This window comes from Marinomonas rhizomae, assembly GCF_003315485.1.
Lineage (GTDB): Bacteria > Pseudomonadota > Gammaproteobacteria > Pseudomonadales > Marinomonadaceae > Marinomonas > Marinomonas rhizomae.
On sequence record NZ_QNSE01000007.1, the window covers coordinates 109173 to 129283 of the forward strand.

At 41.4% G+C, this 20111-nt stretch carries 21 protein-coding genes and 1 tRNA gene; 7 read left to right on the forward strand and 15 right to left on the reverse strand.

The window, feature by feature from the left end; all coding sequences use genetic code 11:
• Window positions 1–5: 5 nt before the first annotated feature.
• The 3 genes from DFP80_RS10130 to DFP80_RS10140 all read right to left on the reverse strand — a co-directional run bounded on the left by DFP80_RS10130 (window position 6) and on the right by DFP80_RS10140 (window position 2411).
• Window positions 6–1397, reverse strand: a complete 1392-nt coding sequence (locus tag DFP80_RS10130) for an L-cystine transporter (protein ID WP_113916692.1) — start codon at window positions 1395–1397, stop codon at window positions 6–8.
• Window positions 1398–1641: 244 nt separating this feature from the next.
• Window positions 1642–1718: transfer RNA gene (locus DFP80_RS10135), tRNA-Ile, on the reverse strand.
• 174 nt (window positions 1719–1892) lie between these two features.
• The gene (locus tag DFP80_RS10140) at window positions 1893–2411 is read right to left on the reverse strand and encodes an isochorismatase family protein (protein ID WP_113916693.1); all 519 of its coding nucleotides are present in this window, start codon (window positions 2409–2411) and stop codon (window positions 1893–1895) included.
• 108 nt (window positions 2412–2519) lie between these two features.
• Here DFP80_RS10140 and DFP80_RS10145 point away from each other — a divergent pair, with 108 nt between their 5' ends.
• Window positions 2520–3458 carry a GlxA family transcriptional regulator gene (locus DFP80_RS10145; RefSeq protein WP_113916860.1) on the forward strand — a complete coding sequence of 313 codons (939 nt, stop codon included), beginning with the start codon at window positions 2520–2522 and terminating at the stop codon, window positions 3456–3458.
• 1 nt (window position 3459) lies between these two features.
• Here the strand turns inward: DFP80_RS10145 and DFP80_RS10150 are convergent, their stop codons facing one another.
• Window positions 3460–4302 carry an AraC family transcriptional regulator gene (locus tag DFP80_RS10150; RefSeq protein WP_113916694.1) on the reverse strand — a complete coding sequence of 281 codons (843 nt, stop codon included), beginning with the start codon at window positions 4300–4302 and terminating at the stop codon, window positions 3460–3462.
• Window positions 4303–4425: 123 nt separating this feature from the next.
• Between DFP80_RS10150 and DFP80_RS10155 the strand changes: the two genes are divergently transcribed.
• On the forward strand, window positions 4426–4956 hold the full coding sequence (locus tag DFP80_RS10155; RefSeq protein ID WP_113916695.1) for a peroxiredoxin-like family protein: 531 nt from the start codon (window positions 4426–4428) through the stop codon (window positions 4954–4956).
• 84 nt (window positions 4957–5040) lie between these two features.
• On the opposite strand, the gene DFP80_RS10160 is transcribed toward DFP80_RS10155, so the two are convergent.
• A complete protein-coding gene (locus DFP80_RS10160) occupies window positions 5041–5370 on the reverse strand; it encodes a DHCW motif cupin fold protein (RefSeq protein WP_113916696.1) in 330 nt (109 codons plus the stop codon).
• A 113-nt stretch (window positions 5371–5483) separates the two neighbouring features.
• Window positions 5484–6221 (reverse strand): GntR family transcriptional regulator, encoded by a 738-nt coding sequence (locus tag DFP80_RS10165; protein WP_113916697.1) that lies wholly within the window; start codon window positions 6219–6221, stop codon window positions 5484–5486.
• Between the two features lie 169 nt (window positions 6222–6390).
• Here DFP80_RS10165 and DFP80_RS10170 point away from each other — a divergent pair, with 169 nt between their 5' ends.
• The 3 genes from DFP80_RS10170 (at window position 6391) to DFP80_RS10180 (ending at window position 10521) form a co-directional block, all read left to right on the forward strand.
• The gene (locus DFP80_RS10170) at window positions 6391–7233 is read left to right on the forward strand and encodes an amidohydrolase family protein (protein WP_113916698.1); all 843 of its coding nucleotides are present in this window, start codon (window positions 6391–6393) and stop codon (window positions 7231–7233) included.
• Window positions 7234–7254: 21 nt separating this feature from the next.
• Complete coding sequence (locus tag DFP80_RS10175; RefSeq protein ID WP_113916699.1) at window positions 7255–8556, forward strand: SLC13 family permease; 1302 nt, start codon at window positions 7255–7257, stop codon at window positions 8554–8556.
• A 69-nt stretch (window positions 8557–8625) separates the two neighbouring features.
• A complete protein-coding gene (locus DFP80_RS10180; protein WP_113916700.1) occupies window positions 8626–10521 on the forward strand; it encodes a methyl-accepting chemotaxis protein in 1896 nt (631 codons plus the stop codon).
• A gap of 546 nt (window positions 10522–11067) precedes the next feature.
• On the opposite strand, the gene DFP80_RS10185 is transcribed toward DFP80_RS10180, so the two are convergent.
• The 9 genes from DFP80_RS10185 to dinB form a co-directional block, all read right to left on the reverse strand.
• A complete protein-coding gene (locus tag DFP80_RS10185) occupies window positions 11068–11493 on the reverse strand; it encodes a GNAT family N-acetyltransferase (protein WP_113916701.1) in 426 nt (141 codons plus the stop codon).
• A 244-nt stretch (window positions 11494–11737) separates the two neighbouring features.
• Window positions 11738–12211, reverse strand: a complete 474-nt coding sequence (gene greB / locus DFP80_RS10190; protein WP_113916702.1) for a transcription elongation factor GreB — start codon at window positions 12209–12211, stop codon at window positions 11738–11740.
• 161 nt (window positions 12212–12372) lie between these two features.
• Window positions 12373–13203, reverse strand: coding sequence for a mechanosensitive ion channel family protein (locus DFP80_RS10195; protein WP_113916703.1), 831 nt, complete (start codon window positions 13201–13203; stop codon window positions 12373–12375).
• Between the two features lie 35 nt (window positions 13204–13238).
• On the reverse strand, window positions 13239–13610 hold the full coding sequence (locus DFP80_RS10200) for a hypothetical protein (RefSeq protein ID WP_113916704.1): 372 nt from the start codon (window positions 13608–13610) through the stop codon (window positions 13239–13241).
• Window positions 13610–14068 carry a DUF2489 domain-containing protein gene (locus DFP80_RS10205; RefSeq protein ID WP_113916705.1) on the reverse strand — a complete coding sequence of 153 codons (459 nt, stop codon included), beginning with the start codon at window positions 14066–14068 and terminating at the stop codon, window positions 13610–13612. The genes DFP80_RS10200 and DFP80_RS10205 overlap by 1 nt, the downstream gene beginning before the upstream one ends.
• A 29-nt stretch (window positions 14069–14097) precedes the next feature.
• A complete protein-coding gene (locus DFP80_RS10210) occupies window positions 14098–14910 on the reverse strand; it encodes an inositol monophosphatase family protein (RefSeq protein WP_113916706.1) in 813 nt (270 codons plus the stop codon).
• 41 nt (window positions 14911–14951) lie between these two features.
• On the reverse strand, window positions 14952–15620 hold the full coding sequence (locus tag DFP80_RS10215; RefSeq protein ID WP_113916707.1) for an alpha/beta hydrolase: 669 nt from the start codon (window positions 15618–15620) through the stop codon (window positions 14952–14954).
• Between the two features lie 126 nt (window positions 15621–15746).
• Window positions 15747–16727, reverse strand: coding sequence for a hypothetical protein (locus DFP80_RS10220; RefSeq protein WP_113916708.1), 981 nt, complete (start codon window positions 16725–16727; stop codon window positions 15747–15749).
• Window positions 16728–16797: 70 nt separating this feature from the next.
• Window positions 16798–17856 carry a DNA polymerase IV gene (gene dinB, locus DFP80_RS10225; protein ID WP_113916861.1) on the reverse strand — a complete coding sequence of 353 codons (1059 nt, stop codon included), beginning with the start codon at window positions 17854–17856 and terminating at the stop codon, window positions 16798–16800.
• A 392-nt stretch (window positions 17857–18248) separates the two neighbouring features.
• Between dinB and DFP80_RS10230 the strand changes: the two genes are divergently transcribed.
• A complete protein-coding gene (locus tag DFP80_RS10230) occupies window positions 18249–18878 on the forward strand; it encodes an LPP20 family lipoprotein (RefSeq protein ID WP_113916709.1) in 630 nt (209 codons plus the stop codon).
• A gap of 3 nt (window positions 18879–18881) precedes the next feature.
• Window positions 18882–20075 (forward strand): flagellar assembly protein FlgT, encoded by a 1194-nt coding sequence (locus DFP80_RS10235; RefSeq protein WP_113916710.1) that lies wholly within the window; start codon window positions 18882–18884, stop codon window positions 20073–20075.
• The last annotated feature ends 36 nt before the right edge of the window (window positions 20076–20111 follow it).

A 20111-nucleotide genomic window follows, 5' to 3' on the forward strand; every position in this document is an offset into this window, starting at 1 on the left:
TGCTTTTAGCTGTTTTTCAGCTCGGCTTCTGGCTCTTCATCTTGCTCGAACACATTCGAATCAGTATGACCAAGCCATTTCGACGTAATACTGCCTGCAGTCATCGCACCATTAACGTTCACCGCTGTGCGCCCCATATCGATTAAAGGCTCGATAGAGATCAACAAACCTGCTAGCGCAACTGGCATATCTAAAGCCGATAACACAATCAAAGCCGCAAAAGTCGCACCACCACCAATACCTGCAATACCAAATGAACTAATGGTTACTATGGCAATCAGGGAAAGAATGAAGCCAGGGTCCAATGGATTTATACCCACTGTTGGCGCGATCATCACAGCCAACATTGCAGGATACAATCCAGCACAACCATTTTGTCCCATTGTGGCACCAAATGAAGCAGAAAAATTCGATTCGCCTTCACCGTTACCAAGACGCTTCACTTGGGCATCAATATTCAATGGAATCGTGCCTGCACTAGAACGAGACGTAAAAGCGAACAGCAATACAGGTAGCACTTTCTTAAAGTAGCGAAGTGGTGATATACCGTTAAATGCTAGCAAACATAAGTGCATAACAAGAATCAACGCTAAACCCACATAAGACGCCACCACAAAGTTAAGCAAAGTCAAAATATCAGAAACATTCGATCCCGCAACAACCTTAGTCATCAAAGCAAGAATACCGTATGGCGTAAGGCTTAACACCATACGAACCAAGGTTCTAACAATAGATTGAGCGACATCTACAAAACGCTCAAAACTTACCCCTAGCTCTGGCTCAGCACGGGCAACGGTCACACCCGCTACACCAACAAAGGCAGCAAAAATAACCACTGCAATGGTAGAAGTCGGACGACTACCCGCTAAATCTGCAAAAGGGTTTCCAGGGAAAAAAGAGGTAATCATGTCAGCAAATGAAACACTCGCTAACCCATCTAAACGGGTTTCCAAAGCCGCACCACGCGCCATTTCACGAGCGCCCTGCACAATACCATCGGCAGACAAACCAAATAAATTACTAACGAAAACACCGATCAAAGCAGAGACTGCTGTTGTCGCTAACAAAATACCAATAATGCCACCAGACATTTTACCTAAAGAACCTGTGTCTTTTACCTTAATAATAGCGCCAATAATAGACACCAAAATTAACGGCATAATGATCATCTTCAGCAAGCTAACATAACCATATCCGACGATATTCACATACTCTAACGTCTCGTTAGCTTCAGCACTGCCAACACCATAGATAAATTGCAACGCAGCACCAAAAGCAACGCCTAAACCTAACCCAGTAAATACCTGAGTGGATAACGTCTTTTTCGCTTTTTGCAGTTTAAACAGCAATGCGATCAACAAAGCGAATACCGCTAAGTTAATAATGGGATACAACATGGAGAAAAAACCTTAAAAAAATAAGCCATAGAACACCGAACCCTGTTCACCTAAACATCAATCAACAAGACAAATCGGTAAGTTGGCGCAATGGTAACAAAATGCTGACTAAATGGATAAGAAGGAAAAATGATTAACTTATATAAGAAAAACGAATAAGGAAGAAACTTGAAATTATTATAAACAAAAATAAAAAATCCCCTAGAAGTTAGCGTTAACTAACCCTCTAGAGGCTTATTTTATATGGTGGGCCTGCCCCGACTTGAACGGGGGACCTGCCGATTATGAGTCGGATGCTCTAACCAACTGAGCTACAGGCCCTAAAAGCGTTGCAGATTATATCGATATGCTCGCCTCTTGCCAAGAAGTCGATGCAATTTATGTATAATATTTTTTTGAAGTGGTTGATTATTAGGCTATTTTTCAACCAATCACTTATTCTGCCCCTTAGCTTGCATTGTATTACTCAATGTTTATTTATCATTACAGGTTAATTTAGACTCGTTCAAAAGCATGCTGTTCATCGGTATAAGTCACTTTAGTCTTAATCGCGCCTAAGGCTATTAGGTGCAAAAGCTGTTCTCGAGTAGTACAAGCATCTGGCAAAATGCTGATTTGATATGGATAGGCAGAATCAGAAATCGCAGTATGAGTCACACAGTTTTGCGTCATCATACCGCAGATAACTAAACGATCGACTTCTCCCTCTGCTAACACTTGTGCCAGGTTAGTATCTTGGAAAGCATCGGCATGCTCTTTGATTATAATTGGCGCATCTGGTGCAGCATCTAGAATCGCTTGGTGAAGCTTCACCCCCTCGGTACCTTTTACAAACAATGGTGACTCACCAGCGGCCACATGTTGCACAAGTACAATGTCGGCGTTCTGCTCTTTGGCTGTGTTCATAGCGCTGAGAATTTTTTTTAGCGTGTTATTTACATTCCACAATGGAAAACTTCCCTTATCAAAATAATCGTTCTGTGGATCGATAACTAATAATGCGGTACGGCTCATAATTTGGTTCCTATTGTTTGTAAAACATTAGAATCGCAAAACGATGGATTCCATTACAGTGTCAAATTTGACATATTAGAAGCCTAAAGTGACAAACAGGTGATTTCTTTGAAGCACTATCACATTGCCGTAATCGCTTACCCTCATAGCCTTTTATCGGCTGTGCATGGTTTTGCAGAAACATTCGAACTGGCCAATAACGCTTGTGAAAGTGCGAGACTGAATATTCGCATCTCAACGCATATTTTATATGAAGCAGATTTACTAAGAACCACTACAAAGCAGCATTATCATGCGATTTTATTGCCTCCTAGTGTGAATAAAGCCAGCTATAGCGAGAAAAGTGTCAGCATTAATGATTTTTTAGTCAGACACCATCAACAAGGAGCTATGCTTTGTAGTGCCTGCGCTGGCGCGTTTTTCTTGGCCTATACAGGCCTAACGGATAAACGAGTCATGACGACACACTGGGGACTAGAAAGCCTGTTCAAAGAACGCTTTCCCCAACAAGCGGTGGATACGTCGAAGATATTGATTAATCAAGGCGATATCATCAGTGCTGGCGGTATGATGTCTTGGATAGATTTAGCCATGGAATTAGTACAAACACTAACCAATGCTAATATCCTTCGTCAACTAGGCAAAACATTGGTGATTGATACAGGCAAAAGAGAGCAACGCTACTACCAACAATTTCAGCCAAATTTCGACCATGGCGATACCGCGATACTAACAGTTCAGCGTCACTTACAAGGCCATTTTGCGGAACAACAACGCGCAGAAAATATGGCCGCTTTGGCAAACCTCACACCAAGAACATTTCTAAGGCGCTTTGCAAAATGCACAGGGCTAAATCCAAATGAATACTTACAGCGCATCCGTATTCAAACAGCGTGCAATGCCTTAGAACAAACAACACTACCGTTCGAGAGTATCGCCCTGCAAGTAGGATATGAAGATGCGGGCAGCTGCCGTAAAGCCTTTCAGAAGGTTATGGGGTTAACTCCCAGTGCTTTTCGCCAACGTTTTGTATCGCCATCTCATTAACTCAAAGACGAGCTTGACGACCAATATCGCCCGGCGTCACGCCAATGACTTTTTTGAACGTCCGACGAAAAGCAGCTTCACTTTGATAACCTAACTCGTCACTTAAAACCGCGAGGTTGCTATCACCATTTTTTATTCGCTGCGCGGCCAAACGCATACGCCATGACGTCAAATAAGCCATGGGAGACATCCCCATTGTACTTTTAAATAAGCCACTAAATACCGAACGCGACATACCTGCTTGCTCGGCAAGACTAGCAACCTGCCAAGCTTGTTGAGGCTGTTCATGGATAGCCACTATTGCCCGCGCCAGCCTTGCATCACTTAAACCAGCCAATAAACCTAATTCGATTTTTTGGTTTTGAATAAACAGCCTCAGCATTTGTACCAAATGCGCTTCGGCTAGTCGTTCAATCACCACCTGGGAACCACAACGAGGCTGCAAACTCTCAGTGAGCAATAGGTTTTTCAAGGGAATCAATTGTAGAGCAATTTCATCGTCTTTTTCGACTTTCACCCATTGCCATTCCAAATCCAGCAATGGATTAAGTGCTTTTGTAGCAAAATCAAATTCACAAATTAATAACTTAGCTTCACCGTGTAACCCTTGAATAAGCGATACGTTGAGATCCTGACCTGTAGCAAGCCATACACCATCCCCCTCTTTCAATCTTGTTCGGCTTTCCCCCTGCGCGGTTAAAGAAAGTTCTCCGGTGATTAAATACAGCCAATAACTTGAATCCGCAGATAAAACTAAACGCTCGTTTTGAAAAGAAAAATGAAAAGCACTTACCGAAGTCGCCTTAGGGCGAAACGCACTTAATACCGATGAAAGACGATCCATAATAATATCTCCTCACGAGAAAATACGATCTGCAATATATAAAGCACAATTAATCACCAATCGTATCACTTAAAATCATAAGATGCCTTCATCAAACTAACAATAGATTATGAGGTAAGCAAAATGGTCGTCCTAAAACCAAGAACAGCAACACCAGATCTCACTATTAACACTCTAAAAGGATCTTGGTCACTGGCTCAACAAGCACCAGAGAACTTCACCATGCTTGTCATTTATCGTGGTTTGCATTGCCCTATTTGTAAAAACTACTTAAGAGAATTAAGTCGTCTAGCCGATGACTTTGCTGAAAAGGGCGTGAATATTCTTGTACTAAGCTCGGACACAGAAGAGAGAGCAGTACAGGCGTCAACAGAATGGGAAATTAAGAACTTAACCATGGGATACGGCCTGACTGCTGAACAATCTCAAGCTTGGGGATTACATAGAAGCGCCGGCCGAGGAGTGACTAGTATTGGGATTGAGGAACCTGCTGAGTTTACTGAGCCTGGACTGTACCTTGTTCGCCCAGATGGCACATTATATTGGAGCAACATCAGCACCATGCCTTTTGCACGCCCACACTTCAAAGAAGTTCTTGGCGCCATCGAATTTGCGGTCAGCAGAGATTACCCAGCCCGTGGAGAACTTGTTTAATAGCAGGATGCTTGCTGCAATTTGACCTTGTATATTCAAAAGTAGAACCGACACCTTGGCTCTACTTTTTATATTTCAAACCCATTAATCTACAATAAATAGAGTTGCCCCCTCAGAAGTTGAAGAACGGTGAGGTTCAGCATCATCAGCTACCTGATAGCTCATACCCGCAGACAATATAAAAGTTCGGCCATCTTTTAGCAGGGTCTTCAACTCACCACTCATACAAAAAAGAATATGCCCTTTTGTACACCAGTGATCCGCTAAATATCCAGCAGAATAGGTCACTATTCGCACTCGAATATCACCAAATTGCTTAGTCTGCCAATAAGCGAAGCCACTTTCTCCTTTGTGGGTCGTTTTTTCGACGCCTTGCCAATCAGTAATACCAAAGGGTAAATCTGTAATCTTCATAAAACGCCTTAAAATCCTTCTATTTACAAGACAATGCCACCTCATTTGAGCGACATAACATAAGAAGTAGTAAGCGTTAGCAGAAGATTAAGGTCAAGTACTATCTTACCGGTTTAAGCGATCTCTATTTGATAACAAAATGTCTCTGCAGCACCATGAGAAATTCGATATTCCAAAGGCGTTTTATCATAGCCGTAAGCTACTCGTTCAATGACAGCAACAGGACTGTTTTGCGCGGTTTTTAATGCTGCAGCTATATACGAATTGGCCGTCTGAATGGTCAAGGTTTCTTTTGCTGAAGCAATAAGCTGACCGCATTGTTGCTCATAAAATGGATAGAGCAAGTTACCAAAATCAGATAACTCTAAATCAATAAGGCTACTAAAAAGAGGTGCTGGCAGCCAAATTTCTTCCGTCAATACCACTTGACTCTCTAAAAAGCGCAAACGCTCAAGACAAATTGCATTGTCATTTACATCTATTTTTAAGGCAGAAGCCGCTTGCAGTGATGGCTTTTTTAATGTCTTGGAAAGCAATTGACTGGTAGGCATAACAAACCGCCTATCAGAAGACATTTGACGAAAAAAACGAAATAGAGAGGCATTAAAATCTGGGCGACGTACAAAAGTACCGCGGCCTTGGCTACGATAAAGCAACCCATCATTCACTAAAGTATCAACCGCTTTACGAATCGTACCAATAGCAACTTCATAGCTTTTTGCTAGCTCACTTTCCGTTGGTATTGGCACATCCGGCAACCAAGTTCCGGAACTAATATTGTCTAGTAATTCATCACGTACCTGTTGATACAGCGGTAGTCGATGATCCCTCCCATGCTTGAACAGCGCCATGATTCATCTCTCATTGGTAAATGTCATTATTCTAATCCCAGCACAACGAAGCGTCCATAATTGTTGACTTAATATTCATATAAACATATATTCATACATATGAATTACATAAGTACACAAAAAATCCTTGCACAAATAAATTTAACAACATGTATGTAAAGGTCTTTTAATGATTTCTAACGCCGATCAGCCATTAAAAAGCATCGACACTCACGCGCATATTTTTCGCACCGATTTACCGATGTCAGCAGAACGAAGATACGCACCAGACTATAACGCCCTACCTGAAGAATTCTTAACTCACTTAGCAGAGCACAACATTTCTCATGGTGTATTGGTTCAACCTAGTTTTTTAGGTACTGACAATAGCTATATGGTGCAAGCATTACGTCAACACCCAAATAAGCTCAAAGGCATTGCGGTTGTTAATCCTACTGTTAGTGACCTTGAATTAAATAAATTAGATGTGGCTGGTGTTGTCGGTGTTCGCTTAAATTTGATAAAAAAACCTTTGGAGGATTACACGTCTCCTCTCTGGAAAAATTTTTTAAGTAAATTAGCAGAAAGAAAATGGGTCGTAGAAATACAACGAGAAATAGATGACTTAACCGTTTTTTTGCCCTCTATTTTAGAATCTGGTGTGGAAGTCATTATCGATCACTTTGGCCGTACCTTAAACGGTATTCAAGCATTCAATCCTGCTCACCAAGACTTTTTAAATTTATTACGGAGTGGCGCTCCAGTATGGACAAAAGTATCAGCTGCTTATCGTTGTAATGCTAACCTTGAACAAGCGCAAGAAATGTTAGCCACCTTACGTTCAGCATATGGACATTCAGAGTATTTATTATGGGGCAGTGACTGGCCCAACACTCAATTCGAAGAAAAAACCAACTACACAAGTCAATATCGTTTTATGGAAGCACTATTACCCAATATAGATGAGCGAAGCCAAATATTGCTGACCAACCCAAGCAAGTTGTTTAAATTTTCAAACACCCACACTGAATAAAAAAAAATAAGAGAAATTATCATGATGAGCCTACTTGTTGTTGGAGCAATCCTTCTCTCCATAATCCTAGGGTATAAAACCCGTATAAATATTGGCCTTTTTGCCATTGCCTTTGCTTATTTAATTGGCAGTTTTGCACTTGGCCTAAGTCCTAATGACATCATTAAAATGTGGCCATTGAAAATTTTCTTCATCATTTTCTCTGTGTCATTGTTTTACAGTTTTGCCATTATCAATGGCACCCTGGAAAAGCTAGCCGAACATCTTATGTATCGCTGTCGCCACTTTCCTCATCTGTTGCCATACGCTATTTACATCACAACAACCATTATTTCGGCACTCGGAGCGGGTTACTACACAGTGTTAGCCTTTATGGCCCCCATCACACTGCTACTTTGCCAACGTACAGGCATGAGCATGGTAATAGGCTCTATGTCAGTAGGTTACGGCGCTTTAACTGGGGCAAATTTCATGTCGAGTCAGAGCGGCATTATCTTCCGCGGTATCATGGCAAACGCTGGAGTCACGGAAAACCAAGCTTTTATCAACTCTATTGGCATTTTCTTAAGCACTGCCGTTATCCCGTTTGTGGTGATTACGGCACTGGTCTTTTTCACCAAACACCGTAGCGTCATAGCGAAAAGTGACTTCCAAGCAGAACGCCCAACTGCATTTAATAAAGAACAACGCCAAACACTCACCCTCACTCTGGTTATGATGGGACTCGTCTTACTCGCACCCATTTCGCACCTGTTATTACCAGACAATCAGACGATCACCTTCATCAATTCCAAGATGAACATTGGCTTAATTGCTAGCGTGTTTTCTGTTATTGCACTCTTGTTGAAATTAGGCGACGAGCGCAAGGCCATTGCATCCGTTCCTTGGTCTACTCTCATTATGATTTGTGGCGTAGGCATGTTGATTTCTGTCGCAATAAAAGCCGGTACAATCAATGATCTTGCAGCGTGGATCGGCACCTCGATTCCTGCTTTTTTAGTGCCAGTTGTATTTGGCATTGTCGCTGCCTTTATGTCTCTATTTGCCAGTACATTAGGCGTGGTTACCCCTGCACTTTTCCCAATAGTACCCTCTATTGCTCAAAGCTTGTCACTTGATCCGATGATGTTATTCATCTGTATTGTCGTCGGTGCGCAAGCCACGGCAATCTCACCTTTCTCCTCTGGAGGAAGTTTGATTCTGGGTGCCTGCCCAACGGAGGAAAGCCGAACAAAACTATTTCCTCAACTACTGTTCCGCGCAGCCCCACTAGGCTTTGCAGCCGCACTAGCCTTTAACTTGTTAATCACCTTCGTGCTTTAGCATCCAAAAACTTCTTTGGGCGTATGCATCACTTAGGTGCTACGCCCCTATTTATATGGAGATACCCAAATGACGTTTTCATTACGCGCTAGAATTCTAAGTGTCAGCATTCTAGCGGTTGTTATAATGACGACTTATTTAGTTACGGAAACAACATTATCGCTCACTCAGCAAATGCACGATTCTTTATTAAAAGATGTTCGCCATTTTTCAAAAGCCTATGGCGATAACACCAGCGAGTGGCTAAACAGTCGCAAAGCCATTGCGGAATCTCTTGCCCATACATTAGAGCGAGCGCCAGACCAATCACCCTACATAGCTATCAAACAAGCCTATGAAAGTGGTAAGTTTGCCTTAACCTACTTTGGTAATAACGATGGTAAAATGTATCGTCAAGATCCCGCCTTAGATGCAAAGCGTCCTGACTACGATCCACGTAAAAAAGACTGGTATAAAGAAGCTATGGGAATTGGTAAAGCCAGTATCCTTGGCCCAAACTTAAGCTCCACAACAAAAGAGCTGGTTATTATCTTAACCAACCCCGTTATTAAAAACGGTCAAAGTTTCGGCATGGTTGGCGCTAACCTAAGCTTGGATCAATTATCGAAACAGGTGGCTGAACTTAATATACCAGGTTCTGGATCAGCTATGATGGTGGCATCGAATAATGACATTATCGCCCATGCAAATAAAAATATGGTGATGAAAAAAGCCGAATCTATATCACCTATTTTCGCACCTAAACTTCTATCCGCTCTCGCAAGGGAAAATACGCTGGTAAAACAAGTTTTAAATAACCATGAAATTTTTGCCTACGCTCAAAACATCCCTAATACGGATTGGACATTAGTATTCACTATGAACAAAAGTGAACTAATGGCACCAGTGTATAAAGTATTAGTTCGTCAAATCATCACAGCGTTGGTTCTATTAGCGATCTTTAGTTACTTCTTATATTGGTTATTTAAAATACTCTTTAGCGATTTAAATCGTGTATCCAAAGCTTTACAAGATATATCCAAAGGCAAAGGTGATTTACGTGCTCGTATCGCAGTAAAACGAAATGATGAAATCGGTGTATTGGCCCAAGGTTTTAACGACTTTGTTAACCACATGCACGGCGTTGTCGAGCGCCTAAAAGTGCTTTCTAAAGACCTCGCTGACGAATCACATAACGTGTCAAACGCCTCAACTCAAAGCGCGTCTCGTGTTGCCACTCAGCAACAAGAAATCAACCAAGTCGCCTCCGCCGTCATCGAAATGGCTTCAGCAACTCACGAAATCGCAGGAAACGCAGAAAGAGCAGCAAAGGCCGCTAGTCATTCCGTCGAACTGGGCCAAAAAGGCAGCATTCAAGTAAAACAGAGCCGCAACTCAACTTACCAACTAGCCAACGAGGTAAGCCTTGCTACAGAGCAAATCTCTGCCTTAGATCACCATGCTCAGCAAATCAGCGGCATTTTATCGACCATTACTGACATCGCAAAACAAACTAACCTATTAGCACTGAATGCAGCGATTGAAGCAGCTCGAGCAGGGGAGCATGGCCGTGGCTTTGCAGTAGTAGCCGACGAAGTACGTACACTTTCTCAACGCACTCACTCTTCTACAGAAGAGATTCAAAAGATGATTGAGCTACTACAAACACAAACATCAAAAGCCGTTACGTCAATGCAAACCAGCAGCTCCAAAGCCCAAGCAAGTGTTGTCGATGCCGATACCACGACAGAAAGCCTAGAGGAAATTGCTAATGCCATCATCACTATTTCAGACATGGCAACACAAATTGCCACTGCTGCCGAAGAGCAAACAGCAGTAACCAATGAGATCAATCAAAACAGCGAAATCATTCGCCAAGTTGCGGCAGACTTAGCAATTGAAAGTAAAACCGGCGTTGAACAGTCAAAACGTCTCAGCCAACTTGCAAAGCAAGTAGACACAGAAGTCTGCCAGTTCCAGACCTGAACTTTTTCATCGATAGAGCTAACATGTGAGTGACAGCCAACAGGCAACATCTGTGCATTTTTATAGTAATGAAGGTGAGCCATTATAGATAAGCGCCCAAAACTTCATCAAAATGTAGGCAAAAAAAAGTGATGGCTCAAAAAATGAGACATCACTAAAAAAAAGGGAAGTACAGAATGAATCTTTAGCAATTAAAAGAAACATCACCCTTACAAAAGGGCTACTGTCACTACTTAAAAAGTACAAAATAAGATAGAGAACAGATTCATTGGCGAATCAGGTAAAACGTTACCGGACTCACAGAATTTCAACAGGTTGAAGGAGGAATGTGAAAAACTAAGTGGTATATTTAATGTCAAACAACCTTCAATAAGAGGCAATGATAAAGGGATAAATGACGCATAACAATATGCGAAAAGCATCATGAACATTCTTATCTCGTTCGAGGCTTTTCGCGTAAATTGATGAAAATTAGCAAGAAGATGTCACTAAAAAATAGTAAAAAGAGCATATCTACTATCTTTTAAAAATCTAGGACATCAATACCTATTTCAACTCATCTAGATTCGTCAAAACCCACGCACTATCGTGCTGGCTGAAACCAATTTTGGGATAGTAATTCACCGCTTGCGGGGCAGATAATAAAATTAAAGAACATTGAGGTTGCAAAGCTTCTTTGGTCATTCGCACCAAAGTTTTACCAACGCCCGAAGCTTGCACCGACTCATCTACGGCCAAGTCTGATAAGTAACAACAAAAGGCAAAGTCAGTCACCGAGCGTGCTACACCTATCAAATGCCCATTTTTCCAAGCGGTAATCAATAAGTTAGCGTTTTCCAACATGGCTTCTATGACTTCAAACTGATCTATTGGGCGGCGCGCACCAAGCGTGGTTTTAGACAACAATTCAATAAACTGATCTGCTGTAATGGACTGATTTACCTTGTACTTGATGAGCTGTTCACTAGACATTAGGACACCTTACAAAATGTGATAAGAATAAATATAGAGCAATTTATATGTTTATAACATAAGCATGAGTCCGGTGTGATCAAAGTAGCTAAGACACAACTTTTGATTAATTGACTTCCATTAGTTGTAGCTGAATATTAAGGCAGGATCAATTTTCGGCGGTTTGTCCCTGCTGCGACCGATTTAATAAAAGCAACCTTAAATCTACAACCTGCAGACTCGACAAGCTGATTGACCTTCAGTTTTATTTCTCATACTGAATATCTAAAACATACCAAGTTTTGTCTCCTGATGGAGCGCGTACAACAAGTTCATCATCAACTTGTTTTCCGAGACACGCTTTCGCCATGGGTGAGTCGATTGATATATAGTCATCTCGACCATAAATTTCCTCTCCCCCAACAATCCGAAAACGTAATGTTTTTTCATCATCGTCTTCTAGCGTAACCCATGCCCCGAAAAAAACCTTGCCGTCTTGTTGAGGGTGGTAATCCACTATCTGAATATCTTCTAGAACTTTTCGAAGGAAGCGAACTCTTCTATCAATTTCACGCAACCGGCGCTTATTGTATTGATAATCAGCATTTTCAGATCTATCACCAAGTCCAGCAGCCCAAGTCACAATCTCAGTAATTCTAGGCCTTTCTTTACGCCACAAAAAATCAACTTCGTCTTTGAGTTTTTGATGGCCTTCGCGGGTAATAAGCTTTGCTCGCATAGAGACGTCCAGAGCTAGCACTTAGATCAATCAAAAATATTAGACTTTTCGAGACTAAGTATATTAAAAGGGAATACAGTTAAAAAAAACAAAAATGCCGCCAACGGTAACTTGGCGGCATTTTATATTTTACAACGATAAGGAGTTAAAGCGATATCTGCTTATGATTCCTGTTTGTGTACATGAACGTCCATTTGTGGATAAGGAATCCCAACACCACGCTCATCAAAGGTGTATTTGATTTTTTCCAAAAGATCCGCTCTTACTGTCCAATAATCGCCAGATGCAACCCAAGGACGTAGGAAAAAATTGACTGAACTATCCGCTAATTCAGACACTGCAATTAAGCATTCAGGATCTTTTAAGATACGCTCGTCGGCATTAACTATTTCTTCCATGATTTGTTTTGCCAAGCGAATATCTGCATCGTAACTAATACCAATTACAAGATCTAAACGACGAGTCGCTTCACGAGAAAAGTTAACAATAGAACCATTCATCACTGAAGAGTTAGGTACTATGATGACTCGGTTATCTGGTGTTTTAAGATGTGTATGGAATAACTCAATACGATTAACTGTCCCCATTTGACCACCAGCATCAATAAAGTCGCCAGACCGAAACGGACGTAATATTATAATCAATACGCCTGAGGCAAAGTTAGATAAGGACCCTTGCAAAGCAAGACCGACCGCCAAACCTGCCGCACCCAGAATAGCAATAAAGGACGTCGTCTCTACTCCAACTTGTCCTAGTGCCATCAAAGTAACGCCAGCAAACATCAAAGCATACAAGATACTCGAAGCAAAACCTGCAACCGCCTGATCGACAGAAGCTTTCAGCATTCGCTTTTCGCACCAATGAGAAACTTTGGAAGCAATAAATTTACCCACAAAGAATACAACAAGACCCACCACCAAATTAATAACACTATCTGCCAACCAAGGCATCAACTCGGAACCTTGATCAAATAACGCTTCTATCTCATTCATACTTAAATCCTGCACCCTTCCGTTTTAAAATAAAATCAAACTAAATACTTTGATTTATGCTGCCACTCATCCAATAATAATTCCAGCTGAGAAATACCTTTTTTATTGAAATCAATACAAATTCGCCCGTCAATTAACTGCGTTCCTTTCACACCCATTTCATCAATTAATAAGCACTGTTCTCTTAACTCATCAAGCACATCGTCATCCCTAACCGACATACCGATAAAAGCATGCCATTCATATTCAGGTAAAATACCTTGAATGGCTTTTTGCAGCAAAGTGACGCATTGATCCTGCGTCAACCTGTAATAGGGTACTTTTGATTGATGACGAATAAAAAACAACACCAGCAAAACTAACAATAAAAATAAAAAGCTGATAGAAACGAGTAACTGAAGCAACATTACTTAAAATCATAAGCCATTAATGAAGACTTAGCACGTTGCAAATGCTCAGCATGCTCTACTTCATAACTATCCATTTCGAGTCGAAACTTCATTTTCGCAGGTTTAGGTAAATCCCCCCACTGTTCGTGAGTTGGAATATGCTGAGTTTTTTCAGTAATAATATAGAAAGCAGAAATATCCTCATGCTCAGAAAAATCTTCACTTAACTGATCCAAAAGGTGCTTTATACGAATACTGGCTTCTATCCAATTTAGTTCCTCAGTCCCTACCGTTTGTAGCAATACGCGAATACTATCAATTCTTTTTTGACGCTCTTCAAAAAAACGATCTTCTCCAGCGCGAATCTTTTCTTCTCGCGCCTTATTCAATCTTAGCTGATGACGAATAAACCAAAGAGAAACCGCAATCACACAAATACAACAAAGCAACACAATAATAAACGCTGTAAAAGACATAAAGTCTCCAATCTACCAAAATAAACAGGCTATAAATTAAGATCTACAAGAGTAAAGAGATCATCATACAATTGCGGCGACGACACCAACAATCCTTCGCCATTCACTACATTAGGCCAAGTGGATGTGCTAGATAAATAATATCCCACTTTGGCACCCGCCTCTTCCGCAATCAAGGTTCCTGCCGCCATATCCCAAGGTTTCACACTTTCAAAATAGGCATCTAAACGACCGGCCGCCACCCAACATAAGTCCAACGCGGCGGAGCCATTACGGCGAATGTCTTGGCAATGATGCAAAATACGCGACACTCGCTCAATAATCGGTGACAGTGCCGTTTTTTGATAAGGAAACCCTGTGGCAACCAGAGCATTCCTTAGCTCCTGCGCCCCAGAAACCGACAAAGGCTCACCATTACAAAAGGCACCTAAGCCTTTTAAAGCCCAAAAGCACTCCCCTAGAAATGGCGCATTGACCACACCTAAAATTCGCTGATCGCCAATATAAAGACCAATAGAAACTGCAACATGACAGTGCCCATGTGCAAAATTTACCGTACCATCAATAGGATCAATCACCCAAACTGGCACGTCCTCACCAATATTCCCTAGATCCATATTCGGTGAAGATTCTTCCGATAAAATGCAGTGTGACGGATAACGTTCGACGATACTGCTACAAATATACTGATCAACAGCAACATCCGTTGAGGTTACCAACTCATGATCCGCTTTGTAGTCACGTACAAAGGCTGATCTCGCACGCGCTTCGACGATCATCTCGCCAGCTTGCCATGCTAAAGCTTTCGCAAAATCTAGCCATTCTTCATAGTTTTCAGACACAAAAACCCCTTAAATAAGACAAGATAATTTCGCCAAATACACTACGCTAATCGTGCGTTTATCCAGTGAGAAATATCCTGTACTTGCTCTGGACAAACTGAATGAGGCATATCATAAAGTTGATAAGAAACAGAATATCCTTTAGACACCAAAAGCTCTCTTGCTTGAGTCGCCAATACTGGAGCAACAACTGGGTCTTGCGAGCCATGATGGATAAGAATAGGCGTTTGTCCATTAGGGCAAGTATCCGCTTCTGGTGCTTGGTCGCCCTTAACCAAATAGGTTGATAGTTCAAGGATACCCGCCAATATATGCTTAGTACGTAAGGCAGTTTGATATGCGATCACCCCACCCTGTGAAAAACCCGCCAAAATAATTCGATTTGGAGCAATACCCTTATCAATTTGATCTTGTATTAACTGTTCAACTTGCAAATAGGATTCCTCGATATTTTCCATATCGACTGTACGCTCTAATGTCATTTCATAAATGTCATACCAGGCTCGCATCTCCATCCCCCCATTTATCGTAACAGGACGGCGTGGAGCATGAGGAAAAACAAAGCGCACCTTTAAGCTTGGCAGTAAAGATAAAGCAGGAACCAAAGACTCGAAATCATGACCGTCTGATCCAAGACCATGTAGCCAAATAATAGCAGAATCAGGTTGTTCGTTCGTTTCCACTAAGACAGAAGGCAATAATTTAGTCATTTTTTAACACTCCAAAAAAATAGGCTATCGCAATTTGCTATAGCCTATCATATTGATGTTTTTCACTCGACATATAGAGTCTTCAACTGCCTCCGTCTTTCTTAAAATGACTTTTAATGTTAGAACTCAGTGTTCAACTGGAAAGCGCATTTCCGTTACTTCTTGCCTTTCATTTAACTTAAACAACACATCCGCCTTACTCGGCATGACCGCCAACATATGGCGAGTCAACCTTTCATAGTATTGCATGAACCGCTGCAGTTCTGCCGAAGACATCACCTTCAAATCGATCGTATCCAGCAAAACGCCATGAATATCATGAAGATGATTTTCCAAGACACGTTCTTGCTTATCGCGCCAATGATAGACAACGTCATAGTTTGGTGCCTGCATCCAAGCCATTAAATCAATGTGTGAAAAAAGCTCGTTATATTCTTCTTTCAAAAGTAGGTTTACCTTGTTACGCCACACACCGTCTACGTCCATTTCCTCTTCAAGTTTATTCATTGGTTGATCCATACGTTCCGCCATTGGTGGCGCACCAACACACCAGCCTTCGAATAAAACAACATCAACAGGGCCTTGAACCTCTTGCCATAAATGTACGGCTTTTCGGTCATCAATTGACTTATCAAAACGAGGAAATTTCATTACCTCCCCTTCCTTAAGGTTTTTCAATCGCTCAAAAAGGGAGAGAGCAAAACTAACATCATGAGTTCCGGGCACACCCCGTACTGAAAACATAGATGTAGTTTGATTAGCAAATTTCATCCGATCTTGCCAAGTGCTGTATAAATCATCCAGGCTTATCACAACACAATTCAAGTCAAACCCTTTACTTAAAATACGACTAATAACACTGCAAAACGTTGTTTTTCCACACCCTTGTGCGCCTCCAACGCCAACAACTAAAGGCCCTTTACCCGAATGCACCTTTTGGTTCAGCCAACTGGAAAACGGCAAATACAATTCATCCATTTGATCAACCAAAGAAGCATCTGCGTATAAGCAGTTCAACGTTTGCTCTACTTCAAAGCGCAGCCGGTGCGACAAAGGGTCAGGCATACTTAGATTGGTATAATCAAACTTACTCTGTTGTTTCAACATAATGAGTACCTCCGAATTATTCATTCCTCAGTATAGTAAGAAGACTAAAAATTGGTCGAACTTTACATTATTAAACAAAAGGTAAGTTCAACTGGTGGGGCTCTGGAGGAGATAAACGATATCCCACACCGATCAAACGAACTGGCCGCCGATAGCGAGAATATGCCTGTTGCAACAATTGTAAAAACACGTCATCAGACAACTTAGCCTTGATGGGTTGCTCAATGGTAGTTTGCTTAAAGTCATCAAATTTTACTTTAAGATAATACTTACTTAGCTGTGGCTCGAAGTTTTTTCCGACCATCCGTTTTTTTAAATCTGTCAGCAAAAGAGGCAAAACAGTCTGGCAAGACTTAAGGTCAAGTAGGTCTTTTGAAAATGTATGTTCCACAGAAACACTCTTCCTTTCACGAGAAACGGTTACTGGACGGTCATCAATCCCAAGAGCAAACTGCGATAAACGAAACGCCATGCTGCCAAAACTTTTCTGTAAAATAGAAAAGTCCAAAGCCTGCAAATCAGAACACTTGAAAACCCCTAATGCGGCTAATTTTTCTTGCGCTACACGACCAATGCCAGAAATAAACTTAACAGGAACATTAGAAACAAACGCAAACTGTTTTGCGGGAGTAACAACCGTTAAACCATCTGGTTTATCCCAATCGCTGGCAACTTTCGCAATAAATTTGTTTGTAGCGACTCCGGCGGATACTGTAATCCCCACGTCCCTAAATATTCGTAAACGTATCTCTTCTGCAATTCGAGTTGCACTGCCTTGAAAATCCGTAGAGTTCGTCACATCAAGATACGCTTCATCCAATGACAAAGGCTCAATAATATCGGTGAATTGCCTAAAAATAGCATGCATTTGTTCTGAAGCAATTCGGTATTTCCCCATGTTTCCTGGGATCACCAACAATGCAGGACAAAGTCGCTTAGCAACAGAGGTAGGCATAGCTGAACGCACTCCAAAAGCGCGCGCGGCATAGTTAGCAGTCGACAATACGCTCCGACCACTTTCAGGACCGCCAATTGCAATAGGAATGTCTTGCAGACTAGGGTCATCACGCATCTCTATCGCTGCATAAAAACAATCGGCATCGATATGAATAATCTTACGATTCGGCAATCTAACACCTAAAAACACTGTATAAAAAAACAGTCTACACCATTTCCAAAAGCCCTTCATCCACTAATAAAAATAGTAAAGTCACTTCTTTAAAAAACGCACTGGCCGTAAAATACGTGAGCAAGATTGTAAAAACACACCCAAAGAATCACTTTAATTACGAAAAACAAAGAAAAAATGCTTTTTTAAGTCCCCAAACATGGACGCTGTAGAGCAAAATGGTTTACATTTTGTCCATTGAATTAGGCATATTGAAAAATAAAGCTTTTTTGAACAAACTACATGTAGTTACACCTGAGGCGATTAAGCGCCAGTTGAAGTGCGTACTGTTTAAAATAGTACCTCTCAATTCAGGATTATTTATGTAAGGACTTCCATACAAGGGCACCACCATGACACTATCACTTCGAATCATTTTTATAGCCATAGGTGCCTTCACCCTAGCGGGTTGTCAAAACCTCACTCAGCAAAACGCTTCCGGCACGACCTGTACTTCGGTAGCACCTTGTAATGGCAATACTGTAGGCAATGGGTCATCTTATAGCAATCCACAGAATGGGACATTGAATGCAAACAATACCATTGCTGTTATTAAGCAAGAACCCATTATTGTGACCGCTACTGGCTATGCAGCTATGATGACAAATAAGCGTTTAACCAAATCCCAAGCGCGAATTATGACGCTGCGTAGCTCCATGCTAGATGCGTATCGAAATCTATCAGAACGTGTTTATGGTTTGAAAATCGATGGTTCCAGCTCATTAAGCAACATGGTCATGCAAAACGATGAATTAAGAACCTATGTTGATGCATATCTGGTTGGAGCAAAAGTCGTCTCTCAGCGCGAACATGAAGACGGCACATTCGAAACCGTAGTAGAGATGGCGCTACAAGAAAATTTCCGCCAGTGCTTAAGCTCTTCAAACATACAAACAGACCCGAACTGTAAAATTCAACCAGGCTACCGTGCTATAAACGTTGAAAACGCCACGCCGACGACTAACTTCTACAGCATTGAATAAAAAATGGTCATTATGAAGCGCGTACTGCTCGTCACAATTGCTTTTTTATTACCTATATCTTGCTTTGCAAAAAGCATTGACGCTGTAGGTGAAGCCGTCATTTATAACAATGACATTGCTGACGCTCGATACAGAGCAACCCAGCAGGCAATTAAACAAGCCGTTTTAGAATCTGGCTCAAGAGTAAATATTAAAGACGAGTTATATAACGGTGAGCTTGAGTCAAATTTAGAAATACGCAGCTCAGGTTACGTTCAAAAGGCCAGAATCCTTTCCGAGGAGCAAAATGGTGATTTTCTCACTGTGGTTGCTCGTGTAGATGTAACACCAGATTCACAATGCAGCACTGGACCAACAAGCTACTATAAGAAAACCGTTGGCGTGACAGGGTTTGAATTACAGGTTCCCCAACAGGCAAGGCTGGGCGAGCTCAGCAATATATCCAGAGAACTACCAAAAGATCTTGCTGACGAAATAAATAAACAGGGCTACTTGCGCGCCCTAACAGCAACCAATATTGCCATCTATCCAGATATCATCAATGCCCCATCTTCAACCAATTATGATGGCTCACTCACTAACGTTACTCGCATTAGCGAACAGCTAGGCGTGCAATATATTATTAGTGGTGTCATCAGAGATATTGGCGAGCTATACCTAAGACGCCCAGATGATAAAAGCGCAAAAGACTTATTAGATGAAGAAATTGATAAAGAAAGAAACTTTGTGGTCGATATCTATATTTATGATGGCTTCAGCGGCGCTTTATTGTTTGAGCACAGATATAACGAAATCGGTAACTGGGATGTATCTGATCACGCAAAAATAGGTTTTGGTAGTGCTAAATTCTGGACCGTACATTATGGTAAGGTAGTTCAACAAGCTCTAAAAGAAAGCGCCTTAGATACCAGCGAACAGCTACGCTGCCAACCATTTATAGCCAATATATTTCGCACTGAAGGCAATAGAATTCACATATCAGCAGGATCACTAGCTGGAATTAAGCAAGGCGATAAATTCAATGTTTATCGACGCTACGAGGTTTTCAATCAGTTACAATCAGCCCAAACTCAGCTGAATAATGCAAATATCAGTGTTACAATAAAACAGGTTCAACCCAACTTCTCAGTTGGCGAGCTAGTTGTTGACTCTCATATACTTAATGTACAACAACAGGATGTCGTGATTGCCTGGTAATTTTACACAACTGCGCCTATACAAAAATGGCGATTA